We start from the raw sequence: 12,841 nt of genomic DNA, 5'->3' as shown, positions 1-12,841 counted from the left end.
AAACGTTACCATCGCGCCTCTTGACTCCCTCTGTGGCGTGCGCCACCGTGTGATCAACAGGGAATGGAAACGTTACCTTGAAGGAGCTGGAGACCACCAGACGGTCGGGTCCACCCCGGTCTGAGTCATCGCCAACTCCTCGGAGGGAGAAGGTGAGCGCGTGTGACAGCCACTCCGCACCAAGAGACGCGAACCACCGCACCACCTGTGGACCGGCCGCCCGAGCAGGGGCGCCCGGGGCGCCTCGGCCCACCATGGCGCCGGCGAAGGAAGGCGGCGTCGGACACCCTGGCCGCGTACGTGTTCCTGGCACCGGCTCTCATCGGCTTCTCGGCGTTCGTCGTCTATCCACTGATCCGGTCCGCCTACTTCGCGCTGACCAGGTACAATGGCCTGTCGGACCCGGAATTCATCGGGCTCGACAACTTCCGCAGGATGTTCACCACCGACCCGTCCTTCTGGCCCTCGGTGCGCGCCACGCTGCTGCTGGTCGTGCTGTATGTGCCGCTGTCGCTGGTCATCGGGCTGGCCCTGGCGGTGTTCTGCAATCAGCGGATGCGGGGTGTCCGCCTGCTGCGCACGCTGTGCTACCTGCCGGTCGTCCTGCCCGTGGTGGCCACGATCACGCTCTGGAAGTTCGTATTCAATCCGCAGGTCGGCCTGGCCAACCAGGTGCTGACGTGGCTTCACCTGCCCACCAGCGAGTGGCTGTCCGGTTCGGACTCGGCGATGCCCTCGATCGTGATCGTCATGCTGTGGAGCGTCGGCTCCACAATGATCATCTTTCTCGCCGCGCTCCAGGCGGTCCCCATCGAGCTCTACGAGGCGGCCAGGCTCGACGGCGCCGGCCCCCGGACGGTGTTCTTCCGGATCACCCTGCCGCTGATCAGTCCGATCATGGTGCTGCAGGTGGTCCTGCAGATGGTGACCGCCCTTCAGGCATTCAACCAGCCTAAGATCCTCTCGCCGGACGGCCTGGGTGGTCCCGGATTCAGCACCAGGACGCTGATGCTGTCGATCTACGCCAACGGCTTCCCCAAACTCGGGCAGGTCTCCCAGTTCGGCTATGCCTCCGCCCAGGTGTGGGTGCTCTTCCTCGTCATCGTCGTCGTGATCGCCGCCACCGCCCGCTTCTCGTCGATTTGGACCTACAGTGACCACGTCTCCTGACGTTACGAGGGCGCCGGCGACGGCGCTGACGACAGCCCCGGCATCGAAGCCGCGCGGCAGGACCGTACGTACGGCGTCCTGGTACGCCACCGCGCTGCTGATCAGCTCGGTGATGGTCCTGCCCATCCTGTGGATGCTCACTGTCGCCTTGAAAGGCCCCTCGGCGGTCTTCGAAGTCCCGCCCAAACTGCTGCCCCACCAGTTCCACTTCGAGAACTTCATCAACGGGCCGAAGGCGATCCACTTCCCGCGGCTGCTGTTGAACTCCGTCGTCATCACCAGTCTGTCGGTGGTCGGTGGCGTCATGACCTCGATGATGGCCGGATACGCCCTGTCCCGGCTCCGCTTCCCCGGCCGGAAGGCCTGGTTCTACGTTTTCGTCGGCAGCATGCTGCTGCCCCCGGTGATCGGCATCATCCCGCTGTTCCAGCTGTTCAAGGACATCGGCTGGTACGACACCTGGCTGCCGCTGATCGTCCCGGCCTTTCTGGGCGGCAATCCGCTGTTCATCTTCCTCGCCCGCCAGTACTTCCTGTCGATTCCCCATTCCATCGACGAGGCGGCCAAGGTCGACGGCGCGGGACACGTCCGGATCTTCGTCAGCGTCATGCTTCCGATCACCAGGCCGGCCTGGATCACCATGTCCATCCTGGCCTTCCAGATGTCCTGGAACGACTACCTCAACCCACTCATCTATCTGTACTCGTCGCAGAAGTGGCCGCTGAGCGTAGGCATGGCCTCCTTCGTCGCCCCGTTCGCCGGCCAGACCCCGGACTGGAACCTCTACATGGCCACCAACCTGCTCTACATGCTCCCCCCACTGGCCGTGTTCTTCGTCGCCCAGCGCTACTTCATCCAAGGCCTGAGCGCTCTGGGCACCGTCAACCAGCGCTGATCCGCACACGACCCACGCACGAGCCATGTACCAGCCAGGTATCAGGAGGCCATGATGAAACGATCGATCCGTGTCGCCGGAATGTTGATGGCGGCGGGAGGACTGCTCGCAACGGCGGCCTGCGGCGGCTCCTCCGGAAAGCAGTCGGACGGCAAGGCGACGGTCACCCTCATGACCTGGGAGGCGAACGCGACCAACAAGGCCATCGACCAGGCCCTGACCGGCTTCCATGACCCGAACATCACGGTCAAGCGCATCGACACACCCAACGGCAACTACAGCGACAAGCTCGCGGCCCTGACCCAGGCCAAGAAACTGCCCGACCTGTTCTGGTGCGGCAACGACACCGAGCAGCAGTACACCAGCCAGGGTCTGCTCACCGACTGGTCCTCCCGGCTCTCCGGCTCCGGTGATTTCAGCGCCGACAGTTTCATCTCCTCCACCATGAAGAACTGGAAGACCGCCGACGGAAAGATCGGCGGTGTTCCCTCGCTGATGAACACCTACGGCATCTGGTACGACATCGACGCCTTCAAGGCCGCCGGGATAGCCGTGCCCACCTCCGGCTGGACCTGGGACCAGATGTTCGACGCCGCCGCGAAGCTGCACGCGAAGGGTGCCAAGTACGGTCTGGTCGCCGACGCCATGACCTCCCTGGACGGTCCCTTCACCCTCAGTACGTACTCCATGTCCGCCGGTGGCGCGCCCTTCGCCGACTCCGTTCACCAGCCCACCAAGGTCACCATCGACGCGAAGTACACCGAGGGCGTCAGCAAGCTCGTGGCAGGCATCAAGAGCGGCGCCATCGCACCTCCCGGCTACGACATCAGCAACCAGCAGGCGCCGTTCGCCGCCGGAGAGATCCCCATGCTGTGGAGCGGCCAGTGGCTGGCCGCCGGCTTCCTCACGGACAAACCGAAGATCAAGTACGGGTTCGCGCCCATCCCTCAGGTCAACAAGGCGACCACCCTGTACGACGCCGTGGGCATCTGCACCCCGTCGTACACCCAGAACGCCGACGCGACCTTCAAGGTCCTGAAGTACCTCGACTCCACCGTGTGGACCAAGGTGCTGCCCGACTCCCCGGTGGCGGCTCCGGCCTATCTCTCGGCCCAGGACGCCTACTTCGGCGCCCTCGACAAGGCCGGTCTGACGACCGTCGCGTCCACCGTCAAGGCGGGACTGAACACGTCGTCCACCATCGGCGTGCGCTTCACCACCCAGTGGGCCAGCCAGTCGAACGACCTGATCACCGCCTACTGGCCGGACATCCTCCAGGGCAAGAAGCCGCTCTCCGACCTCCAGACCATGACCGACAAGATCAACGAAGTGATCAAGAGCAACAGTTAGCCACCTGGGCCGAGCGGCGGGCCGGGACCCGAAACGTATCCTGAGGGCGGTCCCGGCCCCCGGTACGCGATGGAAGGTTGGTCTTCAACTCACGTGAGCAGTCGTCCCCCGCACCACCAGAACGCCAGGCCCACGATGCGCGATGTCGCGGAGCGGGCCGGAGTCGCCGTCGTCACCGTCTCCCGCGTCGTCAACGGCATCGGAACGGTCCGCGAGGAGACGGCCGAACGTGTGATGGCGGCGATCAACGCCATCGGGTACCAGCGCAACGAGATCGCGCGCTCGCTGCGTCCCGGGCAGAACTCGATGACCATCGGGCTGCTGCTCGGCGACCTGACCAACCCGTTCTACGCGTCCCTGGCCAAGGCCGCCGTCGAAGTGGCCAACCGGGCCGGCTACGCGGTCCTCCTCAGCACGGCCGACGAGGACCCGGAGGTCGAACGCCGCGCCGTGGGCGAGCTCATCGGACGACGCGTCGCCGGGCTCATCATCGTCCCCGACCAGGGCGACCACGCCTTCCTCAACGAGATCAACGGCCACGACCACGTACCCATCGTCTTCGTCGACCGGCCGGCCACCGGTGCCGAGGCCGACGTCGTCCTCGTCGACAACGAGGACGGCGGACGCAAGGCCACCCAGCACCTCATCGACCAGGGCCATCGCCGGATCGCCATCCTCGTCGCCCCCTCCTACTACAGCACCGGCCGACGGCTGCGCGGTTACCGCAAGGCCCTTCGCCGCAGTGGCATCACCCCCGACAACCACCTGGTCGTCACCCTGCGCCGCGGCACCACCGAGGAAGCCTCCGCCGCCACCCACACCCTGCTCACCTCCGACCGTCCGCCCACCGCGATCTTCTCCACCACGGGCTTCCTCACCGAGGGCGTCCTGCGTGCCTCCCGGCAGCTCCAGACCCCCATCGCGCTCGTCGGCTTCGACGACTTCAAACTGGCCGACATGCTCCCCACGCCGGTCACCGTGGTCACCTCCGACACCGAGGAACTCGGCCGCCACGCCGCCCACCTTCTGCTGGACCGCATCAACGGCGACGACGCTCCCTCCCGCCGCACCGTCCTCCCGGTCCACCTGATCGCGCGCGGCACGGGAGAGATCGGGCACCAGTAGTCGGTGGTCAGTAGTTAGTAGTTAGTAGTTAGTAGTTAGTAGAGCGTCCGCCACTTGGCGTGGGGCCACGCGAGCACGGCGTAGATCTGCGCGAGCGCCGCCTGCTGGATCGCTTCCGTACCGCCGGCCGCATTGAAGTGCACGAGGCCGGTGGCGGGATCGCGCATCGTGGACCACACCTGGTCGGCGTAGTCGGCCATTGCCTGGTGGTACCTGTCTTTCTCGGTCACCGACTCCAGGAGCAGCAGGTTCTTGAAGAAGATCGAGTTGAAGTACACGGGCTGTGTGAACAGCCGCCCCTGCGTGACGTAGTAGTCGTACGCGGCCTCGGCGATCCGCTCGGCCCGGCGCAGATAGACGCGGTCGCGGGTGACCTCGTAGAGGAGAACGTTGACGCCGACCGGCACGCCCTGGTTGTAGGACCAGAAGGTCTTCTCGACGGTGCCTTGCAGGTCGAGGTGGTCCCAGTACAGGCCGCTGGGGCTCTGCAAGTGCGTGTTCGTCCAGTCGTAGAAACGTCTCGCCCAGTCCAGACAGTCGGCCTCGCCGGTGATCTGGTGGAGGCGCAGGGCGAGTTGGGCACCCGGCATGTTCGAGACGGTGTTGCGGTCCTGGCTCCAGCCGGCCTGGGTCCAGAAGACCCCGCCGGGGGCGGCGTGGCTCGTGTCGGTGTCCCAGCCGGACCTGACCAGGGCGAAGATCTCCTGCGCGCGTGCCAGGGCGGCGGCGTCCCCGGTCTGCAGATGGCGCTGGACCTTCGCCAGGCCGACCCATTCGTTGTCGTCGTAGAACATGTCTCCGCCCGAGCCGTACGGGGCGACGGGGTAGGAGGCGTACCCGGGAAGCCCGGTCGTGCCTCCGCCGGCGTTCCAGAAGTGCTCCTGCGCCGTTGCCCGTTCGGCCAGCTCCGACTCGTACGTCGCGTCCACGGCCGTGAGGTCGAGCGCGGCGATGTGCACCTGCGAGAAGGGCCATTCGTACGAGTACGGCTTGTCGTCGGCCGCCGCCGGAACCCGCTCGCGGACCAGCTCGGAGCCGTCGTTCGTATCGAAGTGTCTCCCGAGCGCGGAGTACACGGCGATGGCGCGCGACAACGCCCGGGCCGGGCTGGAGCGTTCCGCCGCGGCTGCCGGTGTGGTCGCCATCGCTGTCATCGCGGCCAGGCCGGAACCGACCATCACTCGCCGAGAGGGATGCAGGGGCATGGGAGGACCTCCAGGTGTGGGATGATGGAAACGTTCCCACTGAGCCATGGGGCCGTCAACGCTCTTGTAAGCATGAGTAGTTGCGCCCGACGACAGTTTGGTTCGGACCATTGACGGTTGAGCCCGACTGGTGGGATCTTCGCGATGGTTACGTTTCCAATGGCCTACACCCGGCAACGGGACAACGCTGCCGGGTGCTTGAGTCCGTCCGGCCCCACACGGCGAAGCAGGAGACATCGACATGACCGTCCCGTCACCCTTCATGAGACGCCTGAGTGTCGCCCTCACAGTGGTGCTTGTGCTGGTCCTTGCCCCGGCCCTGCTGGTGCTCCGTGCCGCACCGCCCGCGCAGGCCCTCGAAAACGGCTTGGCCAGGACGCCCCCGATGGGCTGGAACGACTGGAACGCCTTCGGCTGCAACGTGACGGAGCAACTGGTCGAGCAGACCGCCGACTACCTCGTCTCCTCCGGTCTGAAGGACGCCGGGTACCAGTACGTCAACATCGACGACTGCTGGATGACCTCGGCCCGGAACTCCGGGGGCCAACTGGTGCCCGACCCGGCCAAGTTCCCCGACGGCATCAGCGGAACCGCCGCCTACGTCCACAGCAAGGGCCTCAAGCTCGGCATCTACGAGAGCGCCGGCACCGCCACCTGCCAGGGCTACCCCGGAAGCCTCGGCCACGAGCAGACGGACGCCAACAGCTTCGCCGCCTGGGGCGTGGACTACCTCAAGTACGACAACTGCAACCACCAGAACGTGCCCGACCAGCAGCGCTACACCGCCATGCGCGACGCCCTGGCCAACACCGGCCGCCCGATCGTCTACAGCCTGTGCAACTGGGGCCTGGCCAGTGTGTGGACCTGGGGTGTGGGGGTCGGCAACAGCTGGCGCACCACCGACGACATCAACGTCAACTTCTCCACGGTGGTGTCGATCTACAAGGCCAACGTCAAGCTCGCCCCGTACGCCAAGCCCGGCGCCTGGAACGACCCCGACATGCTCGAAGTCGGCAACGGCATGTCGTTCACCGAGGACCGTTCCCACTTCAGCCTCTGGTCCGAGATGGCCGCGCCGCTGATCGCCGGAACCGACCTGCGCAAAGCCTCCGCCGCCACCCTCTCCCTCTACGGCAACAAGGACGTCATCGCCGTGGACCAGGACTCCCTGGGCAAGCAGGGCACCGAGGTGTCCTCCTCCGGCGGTCTTCACGTGCTGACCAAGCCGCTGGCGAACGGCGACGTATCAGTGGTGCTCTTCAACGAGAACTCCTCCGCCGCCACCATCACCACCTCCGCCACCGCGGTCGGTCTCCCCGCGGCGTCTTCCTACCAGCTCAACAATCTCTGGTCCCACGTCGTCAGCAGCACCAGCGGAACCATCTCAGCCGGCGTCCCCGCTCACGGCTCGGTGATGTACCGGGTCTCCGTCGGCAGCGGCACCAGCGTCGGCGGCACCCGCCCCCTGGTCGGAGCCTCCTCCAACCGTTGCCTTGACGCGTACGACAACCAGACCGCCCCCGGCACCAAGATCGAGATCTGGGACTGCGGCGGCGGCGCCAACCAGGCCGTGACCATCACCGCCGCCGGTGAACTCCGGCTCTACGGCGGCACCCAGTGCCTGGACGCCTACGACAACGGGACCAAGGCCGGCACCAAGGTGCAGCTCTACACCTGCACCGGGGGCGCCAACCAGAAGTGGAGCCTCAACCCGAACGGCACCGTCACCGGCGCCCAGTCGGGCCTCTGCCTCGACGTCACGGGCGGCGATCAGGCCTCCGGCAACGTCAACGGCACCGCGCTCGAACTCTGGACCTGCAACGGCGGCGCCAACCAGCAGTGGCGCCTGGGCTGACCGACCCCGACGGAGCTGACATGCACTCAAAAACACGAAGTACAGGCATGTTCGGGGCCGGCCTGCTCGCGACCGCAGTATCCCTGGCTCTCCTGATCCCGGCATCCGGAACCGCCGAAGCACAGACCACAGCAGTCCAGGCAACCATCTGCAACAAGTATTGCGACGGCCGTGACCCGTCTCTGTCCCCCCAGGATCGCCGGCCGGTGACCGCCACCATCTACTCCCGCACCATCACCCTCCACTTCGACGACACCGACGCCATGGGCTGGGCCTCGATCACCAACGGCAGCCCCGCCGACGAGGTCTGGATCGACCGCTCCTTCGACGGCGGCCTCACCTGGACCTCCGGAAGCAAGCTCGGCGACACCACGATCCCCTCGGGCCAGACCGGCTGGCGCACTGCGATGTACAACGTCGACGACTGGAACAACCTCGGCGTCGGCGCCCTCCGCGCCTGCGGCAAAGCAGGCAACCGCACCGAGATCGCCTGCACGGCCTGGGCCCGTACGACCTGGAACGCCGGCAGCCGCCCGACCGCGGCGGCCACCGCGCTGATGCAGTCGTACAACCTCAGCACCGGCCTGTTCGACACCACCGGCTGGTGGAACTCGGCCAACGCGCTGACCGCCCTCATCAACAACATCCAGGTCACCGGCATGGGCAGCTACCAGTACGCCATCGCCAAGACCTACGACCTCAACCTGTCCGCCCAGGGTGGCAACTTCACCAACGACTACATCGACGACAGCGGGTGGTGGGGCCTGGCCTGGGTCGCCGCGTACGACCTGACCGGCGACAGCAGGTACCTGAACACGGCCCGCGCCGACGCGGACCACATGTATCGGTACTGGGACTCGACATGTGGCGGCGGCGTCTGGTGGAGCACCGCCAAGACCGCCAAGAACGCCATCGCCAACTCCCTCTACCTGGAGCTGAACGCCGCGCTCCACAACCGTGTCCCCGGCGACACGGCTTATCTCGCCCGCGCGAACGCGGAGTGGTCATGGTTCCAGGGCACCGCCATGATCAACAGCTCCCACCTGGTCAACGACGGCATCAACCTCACGACCTGCACCAACAACGGCGACACTGCCTGGTCCTACAACCAAGGCGTCCTCCTCGGCGGCCTCGCGGAGCTCTATCGCGCCACCGGGAACGCCGCCCTGCTCACCACGGGCCGTCGGATCGGTGACGCCTCGACCACCTCCACCTCGCTGAACTCCGGCGGAATCCTGCGCGAGCCCTGCGAGACCGGCGACTGCGGCGCCGACGGCCCCTCCTTCAAGGGTGCCTACATCCGAGGCCTCAGCGCCTTCAACGCCCAGCTCTCCGACCGCCCCTACACCTCCTACATCCGCCGCCAGGCCGACTCCGCCTACGCCAACGACCGCACCCCCCTCGACACCTACGGCCTGCACTGGGCCGGCCCCCTCGACACGACCGACGCCGCCCGCCAGCAGTCCGCCGTCGACCTGATGAACGCGGCCTCCTGACCCCGCACCCACTTGGTCCGCTGATTGGTGTGCTTGAGGCACCCCATGCCGCGCTCGATCGTCCATCGTCTCGGAATGATCGTGAACCTGTGTGCTCCCGGCGGGCGTTGAACGGGCTGGATGTCGATACCGAGGCGGGGCAGAGCTCACAGCCCGATATGCCCGTGAAACGCCACGGGGCTCTCCGCTGCGGCCGCCCGTAGGCGCGCTTCGCCGAGAAGTCACCTTCAAGGCATTGCGCGGGGTCAGCCTCGACTCCACGGCCATCACCCGGATCGCCCGCGCCGTCCTCGTCCTGCTGCAGCTCGAACACGACTGAACCACCTGAGCGAAGACCCGGTTGTGCTCGGCACCGGCGGACCGGAGCACGTACCCGCCGCGATCCGCCTGCCGACATCAGTGCTGTGCCGGGCGGCATCCTCATCCGCCCGGCACAGCGGGCTGCCGGCTAGCGAGGCGTCGCGGTGAAGTGGTGAGCGCCGGCGTGCGGAGCGGTGATCGTGACGTGGCCATCGACGACCTTCACGTCACCACGTGCGGCGCGGTGTCCGTCCCACACCGTGCTCCCGTTGACGCGTACCACCACGTCCTTGGCCATTTGAGGGAAGACGACCACACCGGCGGTGTTCTTCGGAGCATGGACGGTCAGCTTGAACTGCGCGGGGGAGTTGGTCCACGCGACCCGTAGCGGACCGTGCGGGGTGGGCAGTTCACCTTGCGCCCAGGCAACGCTTCCCGGATGGGGGCTCACCTTCCACGCGGTGTATCCCGGCGAGGTCGGCTGGGCTCCCAGGAGCTCGTGGGTCAAAGCCGGCAGAACACCCGTCGACCACCCGTGGGCCATGCTGGTGAAACCGTCCTCGTAGAGCGACCCGTTGGGACCGATGCCCTCCCAGTTGGTGACGCCGGGGTCATGGCTGTCCATCCAGCCGTAGGTACGCCGGATCTGGTCCAGTGCGGAGTCCGCGCGCCCGGTCAGGAAGCGGGCGACGATCTCCGGGTACGAGGTGAACGCGTACACGCGCTGCGAGGCACCTCCGAAAATGGTGTCGTTGTCCATGAACGCATTGCCGTAACGCAGCTGCGTGGTGGCATCGAGATGTCCGAGAGCGCTGGTGGCACGCTCGGAGTCGGCGACCCCTGCGGTGATGGCGATGGCATTGCCGTCCTGGGCGTGCCGGACCGGGCCGGTCGCGGAGTCGAGGTAGGCGCCCGCCGACTCGTCCCACAGATAGGTGTTGACAGCGTCTCTGGAACTCTGTGTGTGCCTGTGGTTTCCAGGCTTTTCGGGCGCGGCGTGGCCGTGTGCGGTCGCCGTTGTGGGGTCCGAACCTCGGGGTGAGGGGGTGGACCTCGGTGGCGTGCAGGTGGTGGAAGCCGGTCCGCTCGGCGGCGCGGGTGCGCCGTCGACAGGTTCTGTTCGAGAGCCGCATCCGGCCGGATCGAAGCAGATCTTCTTCGATCCGGCCGGATGCGGGTACTCCATGACCTGGCACCGGCCCGGATACGGCGGCTGGTGTCGTGGTGTCATGCCCCGCCGGACGCTGGACTGCCCCCGTGGTGGGGGTGGTGGCGGGGACCGTACGCACATCGGGCGCACGGCGGGAAGTCGTGGGGCCCGGGGCCTGTTCGGCGGCGCGCCGGGTGCCTCGGCCACGGGGGCCGGTGGGCCTGCTGGGCGTGGGGTGCCCCTTGCCCTCGGTGGTCTTCGGCCCGGCCGGGCGGGGTGGGGCCGTTTCGGCGCGGCGCAGTCGGCGCAGGCGGCGGGTGGTCTTCTTCGGGCGCCTCACCAGGCGCACGGTGCCCTCAATGGTGGTGCGGATGGTCCGGGTGTTGGTGGCGCGGTCGGTGAGGGTGTGGGTCTGGGCGAGCAGGCCGCGGGAGACGATCCGGCGGGCGGCGGCGTGATCCCGGTCCATGGACAGTCCACACCCGGTGCAGTGTGCCCATTTCCAGCCGCGCTCGGCGAGCCGGTCGGGGGCGGGGTGGTGGGTGAGGGTGTTCAGGCAGCCGGGGCACAGTGTGGAGGTGCCCCGGGCCGGGACGGTGACCACCACGATCCCCGCCTTCGCTCCCAGATGCCGCATCGCCTCGGCCACCGTGCCGCGCACCTGCCCGGACAGGCGGGCGTTGCCCCGCCGGTGGCCGCGGGCTTCCAGGGTGGTGAGGTCTTCGAGGTAGATGACGCTCGCGCCGAGCGTGGTCGCCTGGTCGACGGCCCAGCGGGCCGCCGCCCAGGCCAGCGCCTGATTCAGGTGCCGGATGCGGGCACATACCCGGCCGTGCTCGGCTTCCAGTACCCGGGCCCGGTCGAGGTGTTCGCCCCAGGCCGGGTGGGGGGAGCCGAGCCCGTCCGCGAGGGCTTGGTAGTGGTTGCGTTTGGCGGCGAGGTGCTCGCGCACGCCGCGCAGCCGGTGCAGGGCGGCACTGACCGTGGTGGCGTCGAAGACCAGGGGACGGCCGTCGGTGACCACCCGCCTGGCCGGGCCCTGGCCGGTCAGGCGGCCCAGGACGCCGGTGAGCAGGGTGTTGACACCCCAGTCGAAACCGAGCCCCACCCGATGGCCGGTCGCCCTGGTGGCCGGGGCGGGCCGGGAGTGGGGCAGGTCGACGGCGATCCTCCCGGCCGGGGTGGTGCGCAGGGTCGGGGTGTGCAGCACCGCGTCCGGCGCGATGGTGCCGGGCAGCCGGATGTCGATCACATGCCAGGCCCAGTCCCGCCCCGTGGCCGGGGCGGCGCGCAGGGGGAGCTTGACCCGCAACCGGGCACTCGCCTCGTCCACCCGGGCCAGCGTGACCTGCTGGCGGTCCATCGCGGCCAGCAACACCTGCCCGGCCACCCGCGGCGGGCCCTCCAGGGCGCACAGCCCGGCGGGCAGCTGCCCGTGCCCGGATACGTACGCGCGGATCTGCCGGGTGCGGTTGCGGATTTCCGCACTGCTCACCCCAGCAGGCAGCACCGCCCGCAGCGCCGCCCATTCCGCCTCGGTGCGCCGCCGCGGATCATCCGGCCAGGTGGCCAGGACCGCGGCCACGATACTGCGCCGGTGCAGGGCCAGCCGCAGCGTGCGGGCCGCGTACTCCTCCACGCCCCGGCGCACCCGGTCCGAGACGTACACCCCCGCCGGGGCCGCGACAGTCTGCGGCCAGTCCAGGCGGCGCATCGCCATCCACCCCTTGGACGGCAGCGCCTCGCCCCGCTCGTCCACCCCGGCGGCCAGCACATCGAGGGAATCCTCATCCCACCGGGCGGCCACCAGAGCACCGGCCAGCTCCCGGCTCAACTCCGCCAGAAACCCCACCCGTTCCAGCAAGACACGCTGCCCGACCCGCTCACCACTGCCCTCCAGCACACCGGAGAAGGCGGTGCACGTGGCCGTCGCCATCAGCCTGGCCATGCCCGCCACCCCGCTTTCCCGCACGTGTCCGGCCATCTTCAGCAGCGGCCGCATCCCGGCACTCCGATCGGCCTAACGACCGACCATCACACAAAGACACGGCCTTCCCGCACCCTCAGGGTCCGGGAAGGCCGGGAAAGTGCGGGAAGACCACGATCGTCGGCATCCGACGAGGACAAGACGGTGAACACCCGCGTCTCTCAAAGCCGACGGAAACCCTAACCAGCCAGGATGAAAGCAGTGGCAGATCCTGAGGATCCGCACCGATGACGCGAAGTAGCATCAACCAGCCTGCTCAAGCCAAACACCTAACAGTTGAAGACCCTGCACGTAGCGGTGCCAGGATC

The 12,841-nt window shown here is 67.9% G+C and carries 9 protein-coding genes; 6 read left to right on the top strand and 3 right to left on the bottom strand.

Translation table 11 applies throughout. The annotated features are described in order from the left end of the window. The first annotated feature begins 162 nt into the window (after positions 1-162). The 4 genes from OG747_RS03655 (at position 163) to OG747_RS03640 (ending at position 4,540) form a co-directional block, all read left to right on the top strand. Complete coding sequence (locus tag OG747_RS03655; protein WP_405877717.1) at positions 163-1,170, top strand: carbohydrate ABC transporter permease; 1,008 nt, start codon at positions 163-165, stop codon at positions 1,168-1,170. Further along, the gene (locus OG747_RS03650; RefSeq protein ID WP_405877715.1) at positions 1,154-2,065 is read left to right on the top strand and encodes a carbohydrate ABC transporter permease; all 912 of its coding nucleotides are present in this window, start codon (positions 1,154-1,156) and stop codon (positions 2,063-2,065) included. Before OG747_RS03655 ends, OG747_RS03650 begins: the two co-directional genes overlap by 17 nt. 51 nt (positions 2,066-2,116) lie before the next feature. Next, entirely contained in the window at positions 2,117-3,415 is a 1,299-nt protein-coding gene (locus tag OG747_RS03645; protein WP_405877713.1) for an ABC transporter substrate-binding protein, read from the top strand. A 93-nt stretch (positions 3,416-3,508) separates the two neighbouring features. Next, the gene (locus OG747_RS03640) at positions 3,509-4,540 is read left to right on the top strand and encodes a LacI family DNA-binding transcriptional regulator (RefSeq protein ID WP_405877711.1); all 1,032 of its coding nucleotides are present in this window, start codon (positions 3,509-3,511) and stop codon (positions 4,538-4,540) included. Positions 4,541-4,575: 35 nt separating this feature from the next. On the opposite strand, the gene OG747_RS03635 is transcribed toward OG747_RS03640, so the two are convergent. Next, a complete protein-coding gene (locus tag OG747_RS03635) occupies positions 4,576-5,745 on the bottom strand; it encodes a glycoside hydrolase family 76 protein (RefSeq protein ID WP_405877709.1) in 1,170 nt (389 codons plus the stop codon). A 241-nt stretch (positions 5,746-5,986) separates the two neighbouring features. On the opposite strand from OG747_RS03635, the gene OG747_RS03630 reads away from it, so the two are divergent. Then, positions 5,987-7,600, top strand: a complete 1,614-nt coding sequence (locus OG747_RS03630) for a glycoside hydrolase family 27 protein (RefSeq protein ID WP_405877707.1) — start codon at positions 5,987-5,989, stop codon at positions 7,598-7,600. 20 nt (positions 7,601-7,620) lie between these two features. Then, the gene (locus OG747_RS03625) at positions 7,621-9,096 is read left to right on the top strand and encodes a glycoside hydrolase family 76 protein (RefSeq protein ID WP_405877705.1); all 1,476 of its coding nucleotides are present in this window, start codon (positions 7,621-7,623) and stop codon (positions 9,094-9,096) included. 448 nt (positions 9,097-9,544) lie between these two features. On the opposite strand, the gene OG747_RS03620 is transcribed toward OG747_RS03625, so the two are convergent. Next, positions 9,545-10,021, bottom strand: a complete 477-nt coding sequence (locus OG747_RS03620) for an alpha-L-rhamnosidase C-terminal domain-containing protein (RefSeq protein ID WP_405877703.1) — start codon at positions 10,019-10,021, stop codon at positions 9,545-9,547. Beyond that, positions 10,008-12,548, bottom strand: a complete 2,541-nt coding sequence (locus OG747_RS03615) for a zinc ribbon domain-containing protein (RefSeq protein ID WP_405877701.1) — start codon at positions 12,546-12,548, stop codon at positions 10,008-10,010. Before OG747_RS03615 ends, OG747_RS03620 begins: the two co-directional genes overlap by 14 nt. Positions 12,549-12,841: the final 293 nt, after the last annotated feature.

This window comes from Streptomyces sp. NBC_01384, from assembly GCF_045040035.1.
Taxonomy (GTDB): domain Bacteria; phylum Actinomycetota; class Actinomycetes; order Streptomycetales; family Streptomycetaceae; genus Streptomyces.
The sequence above is the reverse complement of the archived record's forward strand: the minus strand, read 5'-3'. Positions and strand labels throughout refer to the sequence as shown.

What these genes read in the sequence shown, in the direction of transcription:
- OG747_RS03645 (WP_405877713.1), top strand. Translation starts at nt 2,117, where the DNA reads ATGATGAAACGATCGATCCGTGTCGCCGGAATGTTGATGGCGGCGGGA.
- OG747_RS03635 (WP_405877709.1), bottom strand. Translation starts at nt 5,745, where the DNA reads ATGCCCCTGCATCCCTCTCGGCGAGTGATGGTCGGTTCCGGCCTGGCC.
- OG747_RS03630 (WP_405877707.1), top strand. Translation starts at nt 5,987, where the DNA reads ATGACCGTCCCGTCACCCTTCATGAGACGCCTGAGTGTCGCCCTCACA.
- OG747_RS03625 (WP_405877705.1), top strand. Translation starts at nt 7,621, where the DNA reads ATGCACTCAAAAACACGAAGTACAGGCATGTTCGGGGCCGGCCTGCTC.
- OG747_RS03620 (WP_405877703.1), bottom strand. Translation starts at nt 10,021, where the DNA reads ATGGACAGCCATGACCCCGGCGTCACCAACTGGGAGGGCATCGGTCCC.
- OG747_RS03615 (WP_405877701.1), bottom strand. Translation starts at nt 12,548, where the DNA reads ATGCGGCCGCTGCTGAAGATGGCCGGACACGTGCGGGAAAGCGGGGTG.